This window comes from Leptolyngbya sp. FACHB-541, from assembly GCF_014695875.1.
Taxonomy (GTDB): Bacteria; Cyanobacteriota; Cyanobacteriia; order Elainellales; family Elainellaceae; genus JAAUTN01.
Genome location: NZ_JACJPC010000065.1, coordinates 25,474 through 49,405 on the forward strand (window position 1 = coordinate 25,474; position 23,932 = coordinate 49,405).

Here is a 23,932-nt window from a genome sequence, read left to right on the forward strand (position 1 = left end):
ATATGAAAGGGCTAATTCAGTATTTCTATAAGATCAAGTCAAATAAAGCTATTCTGTGGTGCTACTTGATTTGGTATGTTGCCATTGTTTATTTCTACTTTGATCCCTCACCTAAGATCTGGATTAACGCAATTGGCATCAGCGCTGTGATTGGAACGGCTCTATTGTTAAGCGTCTCATCTGGAAAGCCGAGTCATGGTAAATGGGATCATTGGCAAACGTTCAGGCTCTATTTGATGCCATTTTGTGTTTCAAGTTTTTCAGCGTTAATTAAAGATCAAGGATTTATCATTATCTTCTCGTCAAGAATAGGAGAAAACCTGGTTGCGGCACTGTGCTGTGGGTTATTTCTGCTGGTCGTTTCAGCAATCAAATTGATCAAAAATAAAGTTATTTTCTAATCCTCAATCGCTAACCAGGCACGCAGAATTTCTGCAACTGTCCAGGCTTGGGCAATGCAGCCTTTTGCAGTCATGGGAGCATCACCATCAAAAATTTCGCTGAGGTTTCCTAGTCCGTGTGTGGTGTGGTGATTTGCCATCGGTTCTAGGAGCTTTTGCGCCTGTGTAGGATTGTTGTAGACTCGCAGATGTGCCAGGGCAAAGGCACCGAGTAGCCAACCCCAAACGGTTCCCTGATGGTAAATGTGATCGCGTTCGGCTCCATTCCCAACGTAGCGTCCTGCATAATCAGGGTGGTCAGGCGAGAGCGATCGCAACCCATGAGAAGTGAGCAGCTTTTGCCCACAGACATCCACCACTCGCTGCTGCTGAAATGGCGTGAGCGGGCTTTGAGGTAACGACACGGCAAAGATTTGATTCGGTCGTAGGGAGTCATCATCTCCATCGGACGTGTCAATTACGTCGTAACAATAGCCCGTTGCGTTATTCCAGAAGCGAGAGAACTTGGCTAGGGTGCGATCGGCGATCGCCTCATACTCCTGATGGGGTTTACCAATCTGTCGCGCAAACTTTGCCATAGTACGAAGAGCGTTATACCAGAGCGCGTTGATCTCAATCGGTTTGCCAATCCGAGGGGTAATCACCTGATCGCCAACTTTGGCATCCATCCAGGTCAACTGCACGCCTGCTGTTCCGGCATAGAGCAAGCCATCTGCCGCATCCAGGTGAATGTTGTAACGAGTGCCGCGACAGTGCCAGTCGATTACGTCTGCCAACACAGGAAACAGGTCGCGCAACAAGTCATCGTCTTCCGTTGCACCATAGTATTGGCGAATGGCTTCAAAGTACCAGAGCGTCGCGTCAACCGCGTTGTATTCGGGGGTTTCTCCGGCATCAGGAAAGCGATTGGGCAACATTCCCTGATCGACATATTGGGCAAAGGTAAAAAGAATCGATCGGGCGATTTCCGGGCGACCCGTAGACAGTGCCAGTCCCGGTAGACTAATCATCGTGTCGCGTCCCCAGTCTCCAAACCAGTGATAGCCAGCAATAATAGTTTTGCCCACAGGATCGTTAGATGAAGAGCGAGAGTGTTCTGCATACGCTTCACGATCAACAATAAACTGATCGGCAGCTAACACCAGTCGATGAATCCAGTCCGGAGTTTTCTCCGCGTGAATCGGACGGCTAATTTCAAACAGTTGAATTAACTTTTGCTCATGAGCTGTTCTTAATTTAACAGCGCTCTCACCCTCTAAACTGGGTTCGGACTCAGTGCTGGCAACGATTGTGATAGATGCCCCTGGATCGAGAGTGACAGCAAAGGTTGCAGAATGGAGATGGTCTTCTCGATCGCTTAATCCGCGATCGCGTTCTGCCGCTAAATCAAAGTTGTAATACCACTCATGAGCCGGAGTGACGCTGGCAGAATTGCTCAGTAAATAAATTGGAGCTGCACCCGGAAAGGCAGTAATTTGGATGCCTTGGGCGATCGCCTCAACGCTCATTTGCCAGCTATCGCCTTGAGTACTGCCGTGATAATCGCGGTAGTTAACAAATGCCTGAAGCGTGAGTTGCAGCGGTTGCGTGGCGCGGTTCAGCGTGTATTGCACATAGGTGGTATTGCTTCCGGGCTGCATCCAGATTCGCTTTTCGAGTTGGACATCGCTAAAGCCAAACTGCCAAACGGGAGTCGTTCCATCTAGAAAAAAACGCTCGATGTGATAATATCCCACCGGACTGACCGCACCGCCTACCCAACGATTTGTAAAAAGCGAATAAGACTGTTCGTTGTAGTAAACAGTCTCATCCAATTTGGTGACGAGTAAGGTACGTCCTAATGGTGGATTTAGTGCTGCCATGAGTAAGCCATGATAGCGACGGGTCAACAGTCCTGCGACTGTACCAGAGGCATATCCGCCAATACCGTTGGTGACTAGCCATTCTCGCGATTCGGCTGTTGGCAGCGTACCGCAAATTTCTCGCCCAAATTCAATATTCATGTGTAAAAGTCTTATTGCTCCACAATTCGGATCAAGTGACCATCAGGATCGCGCACTAGAAAGCCTTCGCGAAATCCTAGCTGATCATCCGGCAACCGAATTACACCTGATGAGACGAAATCATAGCCACCCGATCGCACTCGCTGTGCCGTTGCATCTACATCTTCAACTACCAATGTAGTTTGCCAGCCTATCAGGTCATTTGCCTGAGCATCATTCGGTAGCGATCGCCCATCAGAAGGCGTGAGATATTCCAAAAATTCAACGCCCATGCCCAAAGGTGCCCGCAGTCCAGTGATTTGCAAATGTGCCCCAAATACTTGATTGAGATGGGCTTGTTCCATGCCGTAGTTCTCACTTTCGCCTGCAACTGTTAGTCCTAGCAGATCACGGTAGAATGCGAGACTGGCTGATGTGTTGGAGATGGCGATCGCCGTATGGTCAATTCCTAAAAACAACTCATTACTAGATTCTTGCCAGCGAGGATCGCCCTTGCCCTCTGGATAGTAAATAATTTCTAAATTGTGTCCTTCTGGATCGCGAAAATAAAACGCCTCAATCCCTGCGGCGGCTGGAATGTAATCGGGTAGCTGTTGTGGGGCGGTAGAAACGTGCTGAATGTTGTGTTGTCGCAGATGTTGATATGCTTCATCCATATCGCTCACGACGATTGCAATGTGTTGAAACCAATGGTCGTTGCTGCGTGAGTCGGCTGGAATCGGTCGCCCCTCAGGGGTGAGATAGTCCGTCAGTTCAATTACCTCATCGCCTAGCTGTAACTGCACCACTCGCATTCGCACCCCAAATATACCTTGCAGTTGTTCATACTCACTGCCCCATACTTCCACATCTGAAATTTTGCGGAAGGGTAAGACTTCGGTGTAAAACTCCAGGATGCTCTCCATGTCTGATACTGTCATTCCTACACTGGCTACCGCTTGAACCGTTGACTCTGCGACAGTCGCTTGAGTGAGGATAATTGGGGCTGATGAAGTTTGACGTGGCTGATTTTGGGAAATGGCGCGATTAGGAGCAGTTAGGGCGATCGCCCCCACCACCCCAAAAGAGAGAAAAGTTCGCTTGAGTACCTTACCGAATCCTGGCATTATTCTGATTTTTGAAGGAACATAATTGTTTAGGCTTTTATTTCACCCGATCTTTTAAGTGATCTGCGACTCGCAGCGCATTCGCGATAATTGTCAATGTGGGATTCACGCCAGAATTTGAGGGAAAGAAACTGCCATCTACCACATAGAGATTGTCTACATCATGGGTGCGACAGTTAAGGTCAAGCACTGAGGTGGTTGGATCTTCGCCCAGACGACAGGTACCGCACTGATGTCCCACTGCCTGTAAGGGAATGCTGTTACGTGGATAAATGCCCATTGGAATGATAAAAGGCTGCATCGAGTGATCATTGGTTTCCAATACTTTGATCCAGCGCTGCACCAAGCGATCGTGCGCTTTTGTATTGTTGGGTTTGTACTCTAAACAGACCTTGTCACCCATTACCCGAACCCGATTGTCTGAATCAGGTAAATCTTCGGACTGTAGCCACCAACCCGTTGAATGGCTGGCAATTTGTTCAAGCCCGAAGCCTGGAACCAGTTTAACAAGCGGTGTTAATACAGCAGGTGTTTCAGCCGGAATCATGTCTCCCAGCACATTGCCCGTATTTTGGACTTGCCCCATTGGATAAGGAAAATCTGGTTCGCCCCAGTAGAAGTCGTTAATGGCGATCGTCTTTTGATAGACGGCTGGGTTTGGCTTGGAACTAAGCGCCAGAATTGCCGTTGCCAAATGCTTCATAAAGTTGCGTCCTACCTGATCTGAGCGATTTGCCAAACCATTGGGATGCTGATCATTGGCAGAACGCAACAGTAAAAGCGCAGAGTTAATTGCGCCACAGGAAACTACGACTATATCACTGGTGAAAAGCTGTGATTTTCCCTCAATTTCTGCTTCCACACCAGTCACTTCTCGTCCCGACGCACTGGTGTGCAGTTGCACCACTTTGGCTTGGGTTACTAGAGTGACATTGCTGTACTGTTGAGCCGGGCGCACTGCATTCACATCAGCATCGGCTTTAGCGTGAACTAGGCAGGGAAAGCCATCACAGGTATTGCAGCGAATGCAGGGACTAAAGTCTGGATTTGTTTCATCCAGCTTGATTCCTAATGGCAAATGAAAGGGATGCAAGCCCTGATGCCGAAAACCATCGTTGATATCTTGCATCCTAGGCTCATGGCTCACGGGGGGATGGGGATAGCCCTCACTCATGGGTGGTTCAATCGGGTCTTCACCCTGCAACCCATGTACGTTGTAGAGCTTTTCTGCTTCCGTGTAATAGGACTCGAAGTCCTGATATTTTAAGGGCCAGGCAGAGGAAAACCCCTCATGGTGAGTGACTGTATCAAAGTCTCGTTCTCGCATTCGCAGGAGTGCCGCGCCGTAAACCTTGGTGTTACCGCCAACCCAATACCCTACACCTGGACGAAAAGATTTGCCCTCAAGGTTGTACCACTTTTCATCAGTGTGGTATCGCTCTTTTTGATAAACCTCTTTGGCACTCCAGTTAGCTTTTTCGCGCGGTAAGAAGCTCCCACGCTCCAAAATCAAAATCTTCTTTCCGGTAGGGGCAAGCTGATGGACGAGTGTGCCGCCTCCTGCACCTGTACCGATAATGATGAGGTCGTAGTGAGTGTTGGGGATCATAGAAGCTACTTTTAGAGATGAGGAATTAAAAGATGTAGGTTGGGTTAAGGAACAAGACTCAACGTGTAGAATTTCGCTAATGTGTGGATTCTGTGGATGTTGGGTTATGCTTTGGTTCACCCAACCTACGGTTTGGGGAGTGAGAGGCGATCGCTTAAATCGACCTCACCCTCCTGGTTGTAGTTGCAGCGAAAAATACAGCGTTTGTGGGTATGGTGATTGAGTTTGGCGCACTTGACGGCACGTTGCCCAAACACAGACAGATATAATTCACTAGCAGAAAACATGCCAATCAATGGAGCAAAGATATAGAGCGGAAATGCCGTCCAAACCTGGGCAGGAAAAGCAGAGGCAAAACTGCGGGCAGGATTCATCCCAAACCCGGAGAGTGGGGCTTCTAGAAAGACGTAGAGCATTACCAGACAACCTGCAAAGATGCCTGTATAACGACTGAGTTTTTTGTGGTTGCTGGTGAGTAAGACTGTGAGCATCATAATGAAGGCAATCACAAATTCACCTAACAGGGCGGCAATCCAGCCCATTGCTCCGGGTATGGTGACGATGTAGTTGATGGGCGGTTGCGTAAATCCATTTCTGAAGGCTAAGGCGACTAGGTAAACTCCCAGCAATCCACCCAAGCATTGAAATAGAACGTAGAAAGCTGTATCCTGTCGTTTTACTTTGCCCAGTCGGTAAAAGGTGAGTGTGATGGCGGGGTTCATGTGTGCGCCAGATTGTTTACCCCAGGGAGAATAAACCAGGGCGATTGCCGTCGTTCCCATCGCCACACCGATCAGAAATCGACGCAAATCAGCATTGGCGATCGCTTGATGAATCGGTGAGTTGGGATGCTCAAAGATGACTGTAAACACTCCCGCAGAAATCATAAACAGCCCTAGCAGTGCCGCTTCCATTAAGTATTCGGGCCAATGCTGTTTAAGTGTGTTCACTTTAACCTCCTTGTGCCCGGTGTTCGGCATTCTGCAGGATCATGGCAGCCACTAATCCTGTCCATCCAGTTTGGTGACTGGCTCCTAACCCTGAACCGTTGTCACCGTGAAAATATTCGTGAAACAGAATGTAATTGCGCCAATGCGGATCGGATTGAAAAGTCTCCAAGCCACCATAGAGCGGACGGTGACCCGACTCATTTTGCTCAAACAGGGCAACTAAACGGTGAGAAAGGGCGATCGCCACTTCCCGCAGCGTCATTTCCTGTCCCGAACCTGTCGGACATTCCACCTTAAACGCATCACCAAAGTAGCTGTGAAACTGCCAGAGCGCTTCAATAATCAGATAATTGACTGGAAACCAGATTGGGCCGCGCCAGTTGGAGTTGCCGCCAAACAAACCAGTTGTTGATTCAGCTGGTTCATAGTGGACGTAGTAGCTCTCACCAGAACATTCCAGCACATAGGGATGTTCCTGATGATATTTGGAAATCGCCCGAATGCCGTGAGGACTGAAAAACTCACTTTCATCTAACATTCGCTGCAAGATTCGCCGTAGTTTTGCGCCGTACACAATCGACAATAATCGTCTGGCTCCCGTACCAGGAGTTTCCATGCAGGCAACATTGTCTTTCAGATCTGGGCGATTCTGAATGAACCACTGCATCCGCTTTTTGAAACCTGGAAATTGCTCTAATGTTTCTAACTCTAGAACGGTCACGGCATAGAGGGGAATTAACCCCACCATCGATCGCACCTTGAGCGGCAACTGCTGTCCGTGCGGCAATTGCAGCGCGTCGTAGTAGAACCCGTCTTCGTCATTCCACAAGGCAATATTGGCATCTCCAATACCATCAATCGCGTCAGCAATATAGAGAAAGTGTTCAAAGAATTTGCTGGCAATGTCTTCGTAAGAATTATCTTCCTTTGCCAGTTCCAGGGCGATCGCCAGCATATTCAAGCAATACATTCCCATCCAACTGGTGCCGTCTGCTTGATTGAGATAGCCGCCCGTAGGCAGTTCTTTGCTGCGATCGAATACTCCAATGTTATCCAGTCCCAAGAAACCACCCTGAAAGACATTTTTGCCTGCTACGTCTTTACGATTAACCCACCAGGTAAAGTTGAGCAGCAGTTTGTGAAAGACTCGCTGGAGAAACTGGCGATCTTTGCGTCCATAAAACTTCTGCTCAATCTGATACACCCGCAACGCTGCCCACGCTTGCACAGGCGGATTCACGTCACTAAATGCCCATTCGTAGGCGGGTAACTGACCGTTGGGCTGCATGTACCATTCACGAGTCAGGCGATCGAGTTGCATCTTGGCAAAATCGGGATCAATCACCACCAGCGGAATCAGGTGAAACGCCAAATCCCAAGCGGCAAACCAGGGATATTCCCATTTGTCAGGCATCGAGAGAATGTCTTCACTGAACAAGTGGCTCCACTCGCGGTTTCGTCCTGCTTTGCGTTCAGGTGGGGGTTGTGGCTGCCCAGAATCGCCATTGAGCCAGTCTTGCACCACATAGTGATAGTACTGTTTGCTCCACAGTAAGCCTGCAAACGCCTGTCGCTGGATATTGCGTTCATCCTCTGACATGGGGAATGGATTAATCCGCTGATAAAACTCATCGGCTTCCTGTTTGCGCGTATCGAAAAGATGAGTGAATTCTGCCCCAAACGGCTCAGCAACCGTCGCGACATCACTCAGGCGTAGACGAATTGTCTTTGTTTCTCCCGGTGCAATCGATAGCTGATAGTGAGCCGCAAACTTGGTGCCAATGCGATCGCCATTCACGGCATCCTGTTTTTCCTGAACCACATAATCATTGATGCCGTCTTTTACATAAGGGGATTTGTTGGGCACCCCAAACAGCCGATCGTAGTTCGTTTCATTATCCGTAAAAAGCAAGTCTGAGCCACTTTCACAGTAAAGCCAACGAGTTCCCAAGGTTGGATGAGCCGCTTCAACCGCGCTAAACTCTTTCTCGTCCACCACTTTAATGAACGGCTTTTTACTCTCCGAATCCCAGTCCCAGGTGTTGCGAAACCAAAGCGTGGGTAGGAGATGTAAGGTGTGTGCTTCTGAGCCGCGATTGGCGATCGCCACCTGAATCAAAATATCTTCAGGTGAGGCTTTAGCATATTCTACAAACACATCAAAGTATCGATTTTCAGCAAAAATCCCAGTATCCAGCAGCTCAAATTCTGGCTCATTTTTGCTTCTATTGCGGTTTCCTTCCACCAGCTGAGCATAGGGAAATGCCTGCTGTGGATACTTATACAGGCACTTCATGTAGGAATGGGTGGGCGTGTTGTCAAGGTAAAAGTAATACTCTTTGACATCCTCACCGTGATTTCCTTCACTGCCCGTCAAGCCAAATAGCCGCTCTTTTAGGATGGGATCATTACCATTCCAAAGGGCGATCGCAAAACATAACCGCTGCCGACTGTCTGAGATGCCTGCAATGCCGTCTTCACCCCAGCGGTAAGTGCGCGACCTTGACTGTTCATGGGAAAAGTAATCCCAAGCTGAGCCATAAGGACTGTAATCTTCCCGCACCGTTCCCCACTGCCGCTCACTAAGGTAAGGTCCCCAGCGTTTCCAGTAGGCAGTTCGTTCCCGATCTTCTTGCAATCGAACTTCTTCTGGAGTCATGACTACTGCTCCTGATAGTTCCATAACAACCCACCGTCCACAAAGAAAGTGGTGCCCGTCACATAATCCGATTCTGCTGATGCTAGAAACGTGACGATCGAGGCAACATCTCCTGGCTTGCCCAATCGTCCTAACGGAATGTTACTCAGCAGTGCGCCTAATTTTTCTGGATCTTTTAATAGTTTGGTGTTGATGGGTGTCTCGATCGCTCCAGGAGCCACATTGTTAATCGTGATCCCAAAGGGAGCCAGCTCAACCGCAAGGTTGCGAGTGAGCATTTTTAAGCCGCCCTTGCTGGCGCAATAAGCCGCAAAGTGAGGAAAGGGCAATTCTTCGTGAACCGAGCTAATGTTGATCACTTTGCCCGGTTGCTTTGCCTCCATCACATGTTTGGCGAAAGATTGCGTGGCAAAGAATACGCCCTTCAAATTCACATTCATTACGGCATCGTAATCTGCCTCGGTCACATTCCAAAAGTCTGCGTTCTTCTCAATCCCGGCATTGTTGACTAAGATATCTAACTTGCCAAAGTGAGCGATGCTATCTGCGATCATGCGCTGCACATCAGTAACCATACCCGTATCGGCTTGAACGGTGAAGCCATCAACCATATGACATTCACCACCCACTGCTTTTACCTTTGAAAGGGTTTCCTCTGCCCCTTCAGGATGGGAGCGATAGTTAATCACGACGCTTGCTCCCTCTTGAGCGAGACGAATGGCGATCGCCTGTCCAATTCCTTGGCTGCTACCCGTAACCAGTGCAACTTTGCCTTCCAGTTTCATACTTACTCCAAGTGATGCTGTTAATTCAACCACGAATGAACGGATGAGTTAAAACTTTTTGAAATGCTTTCATGAAGCATTAAGCAAAGCTCAAAGAATTTGAATCCTATGACTTGCTTAAATGCAACGTAAGTTAGAGAAGTTAAAGGTTCATTTGTGAAATATTGAATGGCTTACGCCTATTACGAATACTTCAAACGCTCTACAGACGTTGATGGACAGCTTTTTACTTCAGGAATAGAACGACCCTATCACACTCAAACTTAAATTACATCAAAGTTAACCTAAAAAAATGACATTCATGATACTTTCGTCGTTTCTAGCAGGGTTGCAATCATCTTGCTTGCTGATCGTAATTCTCCCCTGAGCAGCTTACAAAGTTAATCGCTAAATGTCACTTATAGGTGAGACTGTTTCTGATCATTAAAGTCATCAGTTTTGACCTACTCTTAAAGATAGGTTGCCTCCCAACTTTTGGTCAGGTCTAAGCTATAGAATTACGATAATGGTGTTCTTTGGGGTCTTTGACCCCAAGCTCGATTTGGCAAATTCTTCAAGTTTTTAAACAAAAAGTGAACAGTGCTGATGACTGCGGTGGATATTGCTCAAACCATTCAACTAATTATTGCTCCAGTCGTATTAATTACAGCCTGTATGTTGTTTCAAAATGGAGCTTTGGCACGATACGCCAGCGTTGGTCAGGGCATCCGTGCGCTATCCCACGAACGGTTTGAGTTAGTGCGCTCTGAGAAAATCGGGAACACGTTCACCTTAGAACGACTTCAAGCGATCGATCGCCAGCTTCCTATCCTGATTCACCGTCATCGATTGATTCAACGGTCAGCGTTGTTAGCTTACAGTGCAACCACCATTTTTATCTTCACTATGTTTGTGATCGCCCTATCTGTCGTACTGAAAGCAGGAGCAATTGGAACCATCGCATTGATATTATTTCTGATTGGCACAGGCGTTTTGCTAGTAGGCATATTCCTCATGGGGCTAGAAATTCGGATGTCTCATCGGGCAATTTGCTATGAAGTTTATCAAATCACCTCGTTGGGAAAATGAGTCTCTTTCACAGGCGAACCTTTAAATTAGGCAAGCATCTACTTCTAGATCTTCGTCAAAACTAATCAGAGCAAGGTGACTAGGATTTTCTAGCAACGCTTTAGAAGCCAGGAAAGCAGCGATCGTCCAGGTCTGATATTTCCTGGCTTCCTTGCCAATCAGTTTCCCCGTTCTGCCGTCATAGTATTCGGGCCATTGATCAGGCAATAGGCGTTTCTCAGCAATTTCTAATGCTTTATAAGCTAGATCGTCTCTGCCCATCTTTAACATTGCGGCAGTTAGAAACCAGAGTAAAACGGGCCAACTGCCGCCATTATGATATGACCAGGGAATGTTCTTAGGATCGCAGCCCGTTATGATTTTCCAATCCTGACCTTCTACTGCTGGAAAGCAAATTTTTAGCGGCATGTATCCAATCAAATCTTGCCAGCGTTGTTCAATCAAATTCACGATTGCCTGAGATTGTTGCCCAGTGGCAAGTGAAACAATCACAGACATTAAATTACCCAGTCCAAAGAAGCGAAAGTCAATTTGCCCTGGGCCAAGATTCCCTGCCAAATAGCCGCTGGTGCCAGAGAGCCATTCAATCAGCCAGGAAGGAATGGTATCTGGGTAAACATTGAATCGATTCACGGCCATATCACCAAATTCTTCACCTTTATAGCGGTAAATCTCATTCAAGCGCTGAAGGTCAATCCAGTAATATTTCCGTACATGATAGGTGAGATGACTGAGTCGAGCCTCAGCTGCCTCTAGATAAGTCTTGCCTGTACCGTCTGGTAACAGCAGTTCACGGGCTGTCCGCAAAGCCGCATAAAAGAGTGCCTGAATTTCTAACGGATGCCCATACACCCCCATACGCCGGTCAATCATGAATGATCCGTCGGGTACCAGTAGCGTAGGGAATAGGTCAAATCGAGCTTCCAGACAAAGCTGCAATATCATTTGAATGCCCTGCTGAAAGTCGGCACGGTGAGCCAGGGCTAAATCACCTGTTGCTTTGACATAAGCCCGCAGGAGAACTAACCACCAAAAGCAGGAATCAATTGGGGCAACTCTGGCGATCGCCTGCTCCCCAAAGTCAGCCACTAGATATTCTTTCCCTGCCTGCACTTCTACTTTAAAGCTGGCGGGGTGCAGTCCTTGTCCAGGCTGAAAGCAATCTAGTCGTCGTTCGCGGCTCTGAAGCCCCAACACTGCTACTAAAAAGTTACGAACGATGTCTGGCTTGCCTTGCACGAGGAAAAACAGGGCAGACGAGACAAAATCACGCACAAAGCACTGATCATAATTCAGTGCCTCCGCTTCGGGATCGCGAGCGGCTACTGTGCCAATCGGCTCACCCTGATAATAAAGAATGGCGGCTTCAAGTGCTGTTTGAGCCTCATCAATCATCTGTCTGTACATTGCGTGCAGTTTGTCCCACCTTGCTTTCCACTCACTCAAACTTGACGGGTGTGCCTGATGTCAAAATGCGATCACCTTCTCCCAAAATCAGCTTGAAATTAAATAAAACATCCTCACCTCTATACAAACTCAGGGTCCTTCAAATGGATAGTCATGGCGTATGTGACCTTATCCTACCAAGCCTTTATGATGTAGGTTGGGTTGTCAACGGGAAACCAACATTTATCCAACATTTATCCAACGTGTATCCAACATTTACACCTGCTTGGGTTGAGCCACGCACAACCCAAGCTATTTAAGCCTGCTTAACACTACTAACTTTCAAACTTAGCAACTCCAAACTTAGCGCTGACTTTGACCAGGGTAAGCAGTATGAATTTCGTAGGGGCATGGCAATGCCATGCCCCTACAGAGGGAATTGAGATCCGTGAATCATACTCGCATTCAGCAACACCTAAATTTCATCGTCAAACCTCTTGAATGACATGAGTTTAAAGGAATAAAAGTCCAATTACATATTGGGACACGAAGGCATATCGTCTCCAATCAGCAATCTGGCTAGGCTGGGCAACGCTTCACCGTAGGTGGGATGAATGTGAACAGACTGCTCTAACAGTCGCCAGGTAGCTTTAGCCTCCATCAAAGACAGGAAGACGTGGACGAGTTCAGCCGCCTCATATCCCACCAGCGTTGCACCCAAAATTTGGTCGGTATCCCGATCAACGACCATTTGATAAAAGCCGAGGTCATGTCCCCACTCAATTGCTCGCGCAATGTGAGCCATCGGCAAGGTGACACAGCGCGCATTAATGCCCTGGTGCTGAGCCTGTTCTAACGTCATGCCGACGCGCCCAACCTGGGGCTCAGTGTAGACTGCATACCCCAAAACGCGATCGCTGCGGGTGCGCCGTTCTCCACACAAAATTGCCTTTAAGCGGCGGTAGTCTTCCCAGGAAACGTGCGTGAAAGCAGGCTGTCTTGCCGCATCTCCGATCGCATAAACCCCAGGGCTGGAGGTTTGAAACTGATCGTCAATTTTGACAAAGCCTTGTGAGTCTAACTCCAGATCGGCCGCCGCTGCATTCAAAGTACTGGTGTTGGGCTTGCGTCCAATTACGACGAGCAAGGCTTCTCCTTGCAGTGTTTCACCATTATCCAGCGTTAATGTAAATACGCCATCCGCATGAGTTACCTTTTCAGTGTTGACATTGAAATGAAGTGAGATACCGTCCTGCCGGAATGCTTCTGCTAGCGTGTCGCTGACCTCGGCTTCCTCTTGAGCCAGGAGGCGATCGCCCCTCACAATCAGATGCGTCTCACTGCCCAGACGCGCCAACCCTTGCCCTAGCTCCAGACCAATGTAGCCCCCGCCAACCACTAGCAGGCGAGGCGGCAATTCCTGTAAGTCAAAGAAGTTGCGATTGGTGAGAAAAGGAGTGTCCGCTAGACCCGGAATATTGGGAATCAACGACGATGTGCCGGTGTTAATCACGATAAGAGGTGCCTCAACGGTGACATCTCCTGCTGTAACGGTGTGATAATCAGCAAACGAGGCTTCAGCACAAACAACTTGAACCCCCGCACTTTCCAGCCGTCGTTTTGTCCCCTGATTAAACTGATGACGAATTCCTCGAACTCGCTCCATTACAGCCGGAAAATCAACCTCAACCTGAGCATGAACGCCTAGCTTTTTGGCTAAACGGGCGCGACCGGCGTTATGAGCTGCTGCTAAGAATGCTTTAGAGGGGGTGCAGCCATAGTTAATGCAGCTTCCACCTAATGCATCCCGCTCAAATAAGACAACTTTGCGTCCTTCCTTAGCAAAGTCAGCCGCAAGGGGAACTCCACCCTGTCCACTGCCAATCACAATCAAATCTGCGGTTTCCATAATTTTCTAACTCATATCAACGATGGACAACCGCGATCGCTCTAACATTTGCCTGACGGTCAAATAGAAATCGCGGTTTAAGTAGGATTTTAAGCAGCAATCCCAAAGATTCCAACTTTAAGGAAAAGGAACTTCCTGTTGACGCTCTTTTCTGAAAACTCTCAGGGCTAACTCAGGCAACTCTCAGTTCTACCGTGCATTCTAACGGTTAGTCCGATCGCCCAAACAACAGATCATTCCAAAAATTCTAACCAAGAGAGGTTTCTAGCATGAAGCTCAAGTCAATGAAGCGTCATTCAATAGCCTCAATTGGGATAAGGCGTAGGCTGGGTGGAGCGTAGCGTAACCCAACAAAACCCAAGCCAACGTTGGGTGAAGCGAATGCGTAACCCAACGTACAGTTCCTACTTCGCCTATCTGATGGTCATCCAGAGTGTTTGCAGTACAATTCCGATGAGCTGGAATGAGTTGCGTCAATGCGAATTGCTACCACTGAAAATTTAGACATTGATCTCCTTGATAAGTCAGAATCCCTTTCTCACCTTCAGCGATCGCGTCGTACAAACTTCCTACTTTCAAGGTTATGGTTTCCCCTGATTTCAACTCAAAAACAACATATCGTGGAGCAGAGGAATAGCCTCCCCGTGCATCCCCAAATTCTCTCGCACTAGAATATTTCGCGGCAACTCGTGCGGGGGAAGACAATACAGGTTGCTGTTGCAGTTTCAGTTGCTTCCGTATCTCCAGGAAGATGGAAACAGCCGCGAGAACGAAGAAACCGACAACTAATAATGTATCCATTGATTCTCCTTGAAGCTCCTACTGCATCATTTGCTCATTCATGACGGTACTCTAAACCTTGGCTGTGTAAGGTAGGATGACAGTAAAAGTTGTTCCAACATCAAGCTCACTAGTGACCTCAATTTGTCCTTGATGCAGTTCCACACACCGTTTGGCGATCGCTAACCCCAAGCCTGTTCCTTGAAGCAGTTGAGCGTTAGACGCTCGAAAGAAGGATTCAAATAGTTGGGCTTGTTCTGACTGGGGAATACCAATGCCCTGGTCTTGCACCTTAAACACAATCGTTTGTTGTTCTAGCACATAGGTGTAGTCAAGATGAACTCTTCCACCTGTAGGTGAGTACTTAATGGCATTATTCAGTAGATTGGAGAGGATCAGACGGAGGAGCGTTTTATCCATCCAGGTTTCTGGCGCATCATCTGAGTGTGTGAATATGATCTCATGGGAATCAGAGAGATTGAGGGAGTATTCTTCCAGTAGATCCTGGCATAACGGCTCTAGATCGATTGGAGCAGGATTGAAGGGTAAACGCTCTGCTTCAACTCGCCCCATGATTAACACATCTTCCATCAGTTGATTCATCTGTTGGACGGAGTCTCTAATTCGCTGTATGTAGCCTCTCATTCTGTCGTCAAACATCTCTCCCCCTCGTAGCTCTAGCAATTCGGACGCTGTCCGAATCACAGCTAGGGGGTTGCGAAACTCATGCGAGACGGTTGAAATAAATTGAGATTTGAGTTGATTCAACTCTTGTTCTGTTTCTAATGCTTTTTGCAATAACTCACTTTGACGGTAAGCACTCATGTCCCAAAACACCACAACGACTCCACCAATTCCCTCTAGCTGACGATATAGAGGAGAGGCACTATCACCAATGGGGATGCGATCGCCATTCCGGTTTATCAGAGCCGTGAATTCTTTTAGGAAAGCGACTTCCTGAGTTTGTAGAACTTGCGTTACAGGATGCTCAACCGGCAGATCGGTCACTTCATCTACAAGACGCAACACCTCCGTTATGTCCTTGCCAGAGGCCTCAGCTTCTCGCCAACCCGTCAAGCCCTCTGCCGCCGGGTTCATGAAGGTGATTAACCCTTGTTCATCTGTTGCGATGACTGCATCGTTCATGGAGTGTAGTAGCGTTGCCAGGTAAGACTGATTGGTTCGCAGTTCCTTTTCGACCTGATGCTTAAACAGCGCTAACTCAACCGCAACGCGCAGTTCTCCTGAGTTGAAGGGCTTAACAATGTAGCCCAAGGGGAGAGTGTTTTTTGCTCGCTGTAACGTGTTTTCATCGGCATAAGCAGTTAAAAACACAATGGGGATATCGTGTTGGCTGCAAATTTGGCTAGCCGCAGTGATACCATCCATCTCCCCCTTTAACATCACATCCATCAGCACCAAGTCGGGTTCAGTACGGTTCACTTTGTCGATCGCTGCCGCACCAGAGGAGGCTGTGCCAACGACGGTGTAACCGAGCTGCATTAGCTGACTAGCAATCGTGCGGGCAACGATAACCTCATCTTCAACCACTAAAATTTTGGCTTCCATTAGAATATCCTACTGGAGACAGACGGCAAGTTTCTCTCGATCATAGAGAATCTGACCTTCAAGACTGGCAGTGATATCCTACTTCAATTTTCTGCAATTATTTCTGCAATCAATTGGGATTCAAAAGCGCTGCTTGCGGAAACTTAATTCTAAAGGTTGTTCCGTGGTCTCGTTCAACGGTCAGACTGCCCTCTAGCTGTTCAACGACCAGGTCATGGACGAGCGAAAGTCCCAAAGATTGGCTATATTTCCAGTCCACAGTTTCTGGTAAACCGACGCCATTGTCTCGAATGGTTAACTCAATCTGCTGGTGTGAAGGTGACGGCAGATAAATCTGAATTTCGCCAGTGCGATCGCCCGGAAATGCATACTTTAGAGCATTCGAGATCAATTCATTCACAATTAACCCACAGGGAATTGCCTGATCAATGTTGAGCAAAACCCTTGCAATGTCCATGTGCAGGTTGACGTGCCCAGGACCGAGTTGGTATGAGGTAATTAGGTTACTCGCCAGACTGGGAATATAGTCTGATAAATCAATTTCACCAAAATCAGATGAAGCATATAGCTTCTTATGGATCAGTGACATTGACTCAATCCGATGCTGGCTTTCGCGCAGAATGTTAGTCGCTGCGGTATCCGTCACGCTTTGAGCCTGGAGCTGCAGCAGTCCAGAAATAATTTGTAAGTTGTTTTTGACGCGATGGTGAATTTCTTTAAGCAGCACTTCCCGTTCACTCAAGCTGTGTCGGAGTTGTTCTTCAGCCCGACGGCGATCGCTCACTTCTTGCTGCAAGGCGTAATTATTTGCTTCTAGCGTTTGAGAATAGATTTCTAACTGTTCATACAGTCGGGCATTTTCCAGGGCGATCGCCGCCTGTGCCGTCAAAACCTGCAAGATAACTGCCCGATCCAGGGTAAACGCATCGGTGGTGAGATTATTTTCTAGATATAGAATTCCGGTCAGCTTGCCGTGTCCTTGGATGGGCGTACACAAAACGGATTTGGGCTTTTGAGACTGGATGTAGCGATCGCTAGCAAAGCGCATTTCTCGAGTCGCATCTTCCAGAATGATGGTTTTCTGTTTTCGGAGCACATACTGAATCAGTGAAATCGGTAGTTGATCCGTGTCTTCTAGGGGAATGGATGAGTGGACAATGACCTCGATTGGATCAACGGTTCCAGTTGCCTCAATGCGGAAGTGCTGATTGGTTTGCAGCAAGAGTGTTGCGGCTTGCGCTCCAGCATTTTGCAGCACCAGAGTCATGAGTTGCTCTAGCAGTTTTTCCAGATTGAGTTCTCCAGAAAGCACCCGAGACGCTTTGACCACAGTTGCTAAATCCAGCGTTTCAGCATGGCTGCTGTTTGTCGTAGTCAAGGAAACATTTAGATTAACGCCTGTCGATGCGCTCCGGTGTTGAAATAGATTGGGATAGCGTGCTTCTAGCGCGTCTACTTTAGCCATTGCTCCCCACCTTAGGTAGCAATACTGCGCTTCTTGCAGATAAGCTCTAGCCAAGATTTCCTTGCCTCGCTCCAGATAAAACAGAGCTGTCCGTTCATAGGCTAATGCTTGCTCGTGGATATAACCGTGTTCTTTCGCAAGATCCACTGCACGATCATAGTTAGCGATCGCTTCTGCATCTTCTCCTAACACTTGATATCGCTCTGCTTCGATCAAATGCCATCGGTGCAGATTATTTGTCGGCGCGTGGTATGCCCAAAGCTGCATTTTCTCCTGATTCTTGGTTATCCGTTGCAGAATAGCTGACTGCACTTCCGGGCTGGCAGTGGGGTATTGCATCAACCGCGCCAGAGAATCATAGAAGTAAAAAATTGGAAAGACTGCGTTAGAGCGTCCACCCTCAGGATAGCGGTTTGCCTGATTAGCATTTTCTACAGCCCTGTCTGCATCCTGAAAATAGCAGCTCAGTAACAGTTTATTGAAGTATAGATAGAACAATCCCTTATGGTGGTTTGCCTGCTGCAATAGCGGTAATTCTTGGGACTCATTATAGGCTTCACCTACCAACAGGGTTGGATTGAGGGTAGATTGTGTCAAGTTTGCAATCGTTTGCTGGTAAACCTGAAGTGCATTGGTATTCGTTGATTCTTTGAGCTGCGTTAGTGCTTCAACATAATCTGTGATCTTGTGTTGTACCTCTGCTAATGGCATTCCCACAAAGAAACAGTGATCGCAGTGATGCAAAATGCTGTAACCCGCAAATTCAATGTCGCCTGACTCAATCCCTAACTGATAAGCCTCTTGTAACGGCTGAATGGTTTCTCTAAGATGAACTTTGCAAAATCGAACCGAGCAGTTTGCCATGAATAAGGTCTTACATCGAAGCAGAGAATTGGGAAATTGCGCCAACAGGTGAAGCCCCAATTCAACAAACTGATAGCTTTGATCTAGATCTAAAACTACACAGTTTAAGATGTTGGCATAAGCTGCATAGGCAAATGCCGACAGTTCATGGTTGCCATACTCAACAGACAAATTCACCATCTTGAGGATGAGCAGAGGAAAGAGCGGCGGCGCAGCCTGATAGGAAGGGGCAAGCAGATGAGTCAAAATTCGGAGACTCTGAATGGCGATCGCATCGGTCATAGGCGGCAAATCAATGAGGGTCTGAATTTGCCGATCAGCCAGCATTGCAGCCGTTTCACCAAATGCAGACTCAATCTCTGCGGCAGTGGGTGATACTGGCAAAATCACCCCTAACTCCTCTAAGGTCTTGAGTCCGATTTGCAGTGCAGCTAAAAACTGCATTTGAGAGCCATAGGCTTGAATCTGCACTTCGTAGATCTTGACCTTATCGGGTAGACTTTGGGCGTGTTTCAGCACAGTGGCCGCAAATTGCTCGGTCTGCTCCAGATCGCCATTCAGATAAGCCGCCTCAGCCGCCAGAGTATAGAGTGCTAGCGTCAGGTAATACTCGGTGTGCCAGGAATCTTGGGGTAACAGGGCTAGGGCAGTTTTGAGATACTGCATAGTTGCGCTAAAGGCAGCAGAGGCTTTGGCTTTCTGGGCTGCAATCAGGTTCAACCGCACTAGTTCTTGCCGTTCTACCGATGGAGCAAGCTCTACGCCTATATTCAGATGGTTCACAATATCAAAAATGTGCTGTTCTCGTTGTTCTGGTGGGGTATGTTGCAAAATTTTCTGTCCGATCTGCCAGTGAATCGCAGGTCGTTCTGCCACTGAGTTCAGGGAATAGGCTGCTTGCTGAATCCGGTCGTGGGCAAACTTGTACTCCATTCGTAACGCATCCCCTAATTTGGGAATGCCCAACTCAATTCGCTTATAGCTATCATTAAGCGGAATGATCAAACCCATGTTGACCGCTGCTTTGAGCAGCGCAATTGCCCGCACGGCATCAGCTTCTTGCAGAACACCCGCTGACTGTAAAACAAATGTCAATGTTTGCAGATCAAATTGATTACCAATACAGGCCGCATATCGCAATCCAGCCTGGCTATTTTGCTGTAAACGTTGAATTTTAGTGACAAGCAGTTCCACTACGTTGTCGGTGATATTGCGTTGTTGAATCTCGGCGATCGCCCATTTCCACTGGTTATTCTGATAATCAAAGATGAGCAACTGTTCGACATACAGCGCCCGCAAAAACTCATTAACGAAGAAGGGATTGCCATTGGTTTTGGTCAGCACCAGATCTGCCAGGGGTGCAACCTCCTCCATAGAACGATTTAGGGTATCCACCAATAAGTGTTGGATATCCAGTTTTTGTAGAGGTGAGAGGGCGATCGCCTGAATGGGGATTCCTGCGCTTTGCATCTCTGCGATCGCTTGAGTTAAAGGATGAGTAGCACTCACTTCATTGTCTCGATAGGCTCCAATCAAGAATAGAAAAGGAACCTTTGTCGTCGTCAACACCTGGATCAATTGCAGCGATGCCGCATCAACCCACTGCAGATCGTCTAGAAAGATAACGAGCGGGTGATGAGGCTGTGCCAAGACCTGAATAAACTGCTGCAATACCCGATTGAAGCGATTTCGGGTTTCTGTGGGCGGCAGTTCTGGTACAGGGGGTTGTGGCCCTAAAACCAGTGCCAGTTCAGGAATCACGTCCACCATCACTTGAGTGTTGGGTTCTAGTGCGGACAAGAGTTGCGATCGCCAATCATTCAATTGAGTTTCCGGCTCGGTCAACAACTGCTCTACCCACCCAGAAAACGCATTGACGAATGCAGAATAGGGAATATTACGCTGATATTGATCAAACTTTCCGGTAATAACATATCCCCGCTGCTGGGTAATCGGCTTGTAGATTTCCTGCACTAACGATGTTTTACCAATACCGGAGTAACCGGAGATGAGCATGAGTTCGCTTTGAGGAGAGACAATGTTCGAGGCTAGATTCCCCCATTCCTTATCCTCTATTTCCTCCCCCTTCCTATTCCCTGCTCCTACCACCCGCTCAAATGCCGCTAACAATGCCTCAACTTCTTGATTTCTACCATACAGTTTTTGAGGAATCTGAAAGGTTTCTGAACTGTCGTATCGCGCCAAAGGGAAGGCTGCAACTTCTTGTGTAGTTTGCAACTGAGTCAGACAGGTTTCAAGATCAGATTGAATGCCCCGACAGCTTTGATAGCGGTCTTCTGCGGTTTTTGCTAGCAGTTTCATCACGATCGCAGAGACGGGTTGGGGAATCGTGGAGAGGCGATCGCTCGGCGAAACAGGATTTTTGGCTAAGTGACAGTGAACTAATTCCAGTGCATCATCGGCAGTAAAGGGAAGTTGCTGAGTCAGCAGTTCATATAGCGTCATGCCGAGAGAGTAAAAGTCAGTGCGGTAATCAATCGATCGATTCATCCGCCCAGTCTGCTCTGGAGACATATAGGCAAGAGTACCTTCTAAGATATCCGGGTTACGGAGCGTAGGGGTTTCTCGGGTAATTCGACTGGCAATGCCAAAATCAATCAGCTTAAGCTGCCCAGTCGTCGGATTCCAGACAATGTTAGAAGGGTTAATGTCTTTGTGAATGACCTGCTGTTGGTGTACTTGCCCCAAAATCTCAGTGATCTGAATTCCTAGAGTAAGCGCTTCTGTAAGAGTAAGCGCCCGCTGAGTCAGCCAGTAGGCTAAAGATTCTCCAGCAAAATCTTCTAGAAACATCACCAGGGTATTTTGATAAGTTTCAATGCCATAGACCTGGATTACCCCTTCCAGACTGAGCGATCGGGTAATCTCATGCTCCTGTTGATACCGCGTCAACTCATCGGGGGTGGGATAGTCAGGCTTTAGCGCTTTGAACACCAGCGGCTGCAAATCTAGCTCCCGCACCCCTCGATACACTAGCGAATTCGCGCTTTCATAAATCTTTGAGCCAACAAGATAGCCAGAAAGGGATAGCATGATTGATTCGCCTCAAGCAACTGCTATGCTCCTTCAATTAAATCACTCCTGGATATAGCGCTACACGCATCCTTTAGGACACGATTTTCGATGAGGGATCACGGGAATCCTAAAGCTGCTGACTTCCCCTTCCTCCCATGAAGATGCCTCAACTCCGCAGCAGTAAAGCACTACCTTTGCAGATCGTTCTAGTTGTTCCCTTTGTTCTGCAAATTTTCGGAACGGTTAGCTTGGTCGGCTACCTGTCTCTCAAAAATGGGCAAAGGGCTGTGAACAATCTGGCAGAACAGGTGATCGATCGCACCAGCAATGTAGTGGATGAACACTTACAGTCTTACCTTTCTATCCCGCAAACGCTGAATCAGATTAACGCAGATGCCATTAAGAGAGGAATTCTGGATGTGCGCGAGCAGGAAGCCGTTGGCGAGTATTTCTGGGATCAAATGCAGGCGTATGACCTGTCTTACATTGGCATAGGTCTAACCACAGGGGAAGGAATTGGAACGGCTCGGTACGATGGCAGAACTATCACCATTGATGATTGGGTGGCTAGACAGTCGAATAACACCATCAACTACGCCACTGACCGCCAGGGACGCCGAACCCGAGTGAATTATCGCTGGACTTGGAACAGTTTTAGCGAAGCTTGGTACACCGAACCGATTGCTGCTGGTAAACCCATCTGGAAGATTTATGCTGCAAATTTGCCCAACGGGCCCTACATTGCGGCCTCTGCCAGTCGCCCCATCTACGATTCGCAAAATCGCCTTTTAGGAATGATTGCCTCTGATATTCATCTACTCAAACTCAACGATTTTCTAAATAGATTAGAAGTTAGCCAATCTGGGCAAGTCTTCCTGATGGAGCGAGATGGCACACTGATTGCTAGCTCTGGCACAGAAAGACCTTTTACCCTGGTCAACCGAAAAATTCATCGACTGCGGGCGATTGATAGTTCCAATCCAATTATCCAAACTGTTGTTCAACACTTCCAAACTTCTAGTGGGTTACAGTCAATCACCCAACATACTGACTTTCGGCTTGAGATTCAGGGGCAACAGCACTTTGTCAGTGTTGTGCCCTGGCGTGATGAGTATGGTTTGGATTGGCTATTGGTCATCAGTGTGCCGGAAAACACATTTATGGCTCAAATTGATGCCAACACGCACATTACGATCGCCCTTTGTTTGGGTGCATTAGTGCTTGCTTTAATTATGAGCGTGTTGACCTCACGTTGGATTGTGCAACCGATTCTTCACCTCAGCCACGCTAGTGAGTCAGTAGCAGACGGCAATCTAGAACAGACGGTAGAAAAAAGCAGAATTCGCGAACTCGATGCATTGTCCAATTCCTTTAACCACATGGCAAACCAGCTGTATCAATCGTTTGCCGCACTGGAGCAAAGCAAGGCGGAATTGGAAGATCGGGTGGAAGAGCGCACGGCTGAACTCAGAAATACGCTGATAAAATTGCAGCATACCCAGATTCAAATGATTCAAAGCGAAAAGATGTCGAGTCTGGGACAACTGGTTGCTGGAGTAGCCCATGAGATCAACAATCCAGTCAATTTCATTCATGGCAATCTCGACCCGGTGCAGGAATACACTGAGGATTTATTGAGACTTGTGCAGCTATATCAGCAGTACTATCCCAACTCTGCCACTGAAATTCAAAGGACTGTTGAAGAGATCGACCTGGAGTTTTTGCAACAAGATTTGCCAAAGATACTGAATTCTATGAAATTGGGAACCGGGCGCATTCGACAAATCGTGTTGTCTCTGCGAAACTTTTCCCGAATGGATGAATCCGAATTTAAGGCAGTTGATATTCACGAAGGCATTGACAGCACCTTACTGATTTTGCAGCATCGCTTTAAAGCTAAGTCTGAACATTCAAGGATTGAATTAATAAAAAACTACGGATCACTTCCTCTGGTGGAATGTTTTGCTGGACAGCTCAACCAGGTGTTTATGAATGTTTTGGTGAACGCTCTAGATGCATTAGAAGAAAGTATTCAACGTACTCATGAGGAAGTGAAGAGCCAGCCAAGCCAAATTACAATCCGTACATCTGTTTTAAGTGAGGAATGGGTAGAAGTGGCGATCGCCGACAACGGATCAGGGATGCCCGAGGCCGTTCGGCAGCGTATTTTTGACCCCTTCTTTACCACCAAACCTTTTGGCAAAGGCACGGGCATGGGTATGTCTATTAGCTATCAAATTGTTACAGAGAAACACGGTGGCAAATTGGAATGCTACTCCACTCCAGGGCAGGGAACTGAGTTTGTCATTCAGATTCCTCTGCAGCAAAAAGTTTTGATCTAA

The 23,932-nt window shown here is 47.6% G+C and carries 14 protein-coding genes; 3 read left to right on the forward strand and 11 right to left on the reverse strand.

Annotated elements, in window-relative coordinates:
- The first annotated feature begins 2 nt into the window (after positions 1-2).
- Positions 3-401: a hypothetical protein gene (locus H6G00_RS14275; RefSeq protein WP_190797248.1), complete on the forward strand. Its 399-nt coding sequence runs from the start codon at positions 3-5 to the stop codon at positions 399-401.
- On the opposite strand, the gene H6G00_RS14280 is transcribed toward H6G00_RS14275, so the two are convergent.
- The 6 genes from H6G00_RS14280 to H6G00_RS14305 form a co-directional block, all read right to left on the reverse strand.
- Positions 398-2,404 carry an amylo-alpha-1,6-glucosidase gene (locus H6G00_RS14280; RefSeq protein ID WP_190797249.1) on the reverse strand — a complete coding sequence of 669 codons (2,007 nt, stop codon included), beginning with the start codon at positions 2,402-2,404 and terminating at the stop codon, positions 398-400. The two genes, H6G00_RS14275 and H6G00_RS14280, sit on opposite strands and share 4 nt — an antisense overlap.
- Before the next feature lie 11 nt (positions 2,405-2,415).
- Positions 2,416-3,510, reverse strand: a complete 1,095-nt coding sequence (locus tag H6G00_RS14285; RefSeq protein WP_190797250.1) for a VOC family protein — start codon at positions 3,508-3,510, stop codon at positions 2,416-2,418.
- A gap of 37 nt (positions 3,511-3,547) precedes the next feature.
- Positions 3,548-5,119 carry a GMC family oxidoreductase gene (locus tag H6G00_RS14290; protein WP_190797251.1) on the reverse strand — a complete coding sequence of 524 codons (1,572 nt, stop codon included), beginning with the start codon at positions 5,117-5,119 and terminating at the stop codon, positions 3,548-3,550.
- Between the two features lie 125 nt (positions 5,120-5,244).
- Positions 5,245-6,069 (reverse strand): aquaporin, encoded by an 825-nt coding sequence (locus H6G00_RS14295; protein WP_347278183.1) that lies wholly within the window; start codon positions 6,067-6,069, stop codon positions 5,245-5,247.
- Between the two features lies 1 nt (position 6,070).
- The gene (locus tag H6G00_RS14300) at positions 6,071-8,728 is read right to left on the reverse strand and encodes a glucosidase (protein ID WP_190797252.1); all 2,658 of its coding nucleotides are present in this window, start codon (positions 8,726-8,728) and stop codon (positions 6,071-6,073) included.
- 2 nt (positions 8,729-8,730) lie between these two features.
- Positions 8,731-9,513, reverse strand: a complete 783-nt coding sequence (locus H6G00_RS14305) for a glucose 1-dehydrogenase (RefSeq protein ID WP_190797253.1) — start codon at positions 9,511-9,513, stop codon at positions 8,731-8,733.
- A 585-nt stretch (positions 9,514-10,098) separates the two neighbouring features.
- Here H6G00_RS14305 and H6G00_RS14310 point away from each other — a divergent pair.
- Entirely contained in the window at positions 10,099-10,581 is a 483-nt protein-coding gene (locus H6G00_RS14310; protein WP_190797254.1) for a DUF2721 domain-containing protein, read from the forward strand.
- 21 nt (positions 10,582-10,602) lie between these two features.
- Here H6G00_RS14310 and H6G00_RS14315 read toward each other — a convergent pair whose 3' ends face one another.
- The 5 genes from H6G00_RS14315 to H6G00_RS14335 all read right to left on the reverse strand — a co-directional run bounded on the left by H6G00_RS14315 (position 10,603) and on the right by H6G00_RS14335 (position 21,608).
- The gene (locus tag H6G00_RS14315; protein ID WP_190797255.1) at positions 10,603-11,976 is read right to left on the reverse strand and encodes a glycoside hydrolase 100 family protein; all 1,374 of its coding nucleotides are present in this window, start codon (positions 11,974-11,976) and stop codon (positions 10,603-10,605) included.
- Between the two features lie 523 nt (positions 11,977-12,499).
- Complete coding sequence (locus H6G00_RS14320) at positions 12,500-13,876, reverse strand: FAD-dependent oxidoreductase (RefSeq protein ID WP_190797256.1); 1,377 nt, start codon at positions 13,874-13,876, stop codon at positions 12,500-12,502.
- A 486-nt stretch (positions 13,877-14,362) separates the two neighbouring features.
- Entirely contained in the window at positions 14,363-14,677 is a 315-nt protein-coding gene (locus tag H6G00_RS14325; protein ID WP_190797257.1) for a DUF2500 domain-containing protein, read from the reverse strand.
- A 51-nt stretch (positions 14,678-14,728) separates the two neighbouring features.
- Positions 14,729-16,225, reverse strand: a complete 1,497-nt coding sequence (locus H6G00_RS14330; RefSeq protein ID WP_190797258.1) for an ATP-binding protein — start codon at positions 16,223-16,225, stop codon at positions 14,729-14,731.
- A gap of 109 nt (positions 16,226-16,334) precedes the next feature.
- Positions 16,335-21,608: an AAA family ATPase gene (locus H6G00_RS14335; RefSeq protein WP_190797259.1), complete on the reverse strand. Its 5,274-nt coding sequence runs from the start codon at positions 21,606-21,608 to the stop codon at positions 16,335-16,337.
- Positions 21,609-21,745: 137 nt separating this feature from the next.
- Between H6G00_RS14335 and H6G00_RS14340 the strand changes: the two genes are divergently transcribed.
- Positions 21,746-23,932, forward strand: coding sequence for an ATP-binding protein (locus H6G00_RS14340; RefSeq protein ID WP_190797260.1), 2,187 nt, complete (start codon positions 21,746-21,748; stop codon positions 23,930-23,932).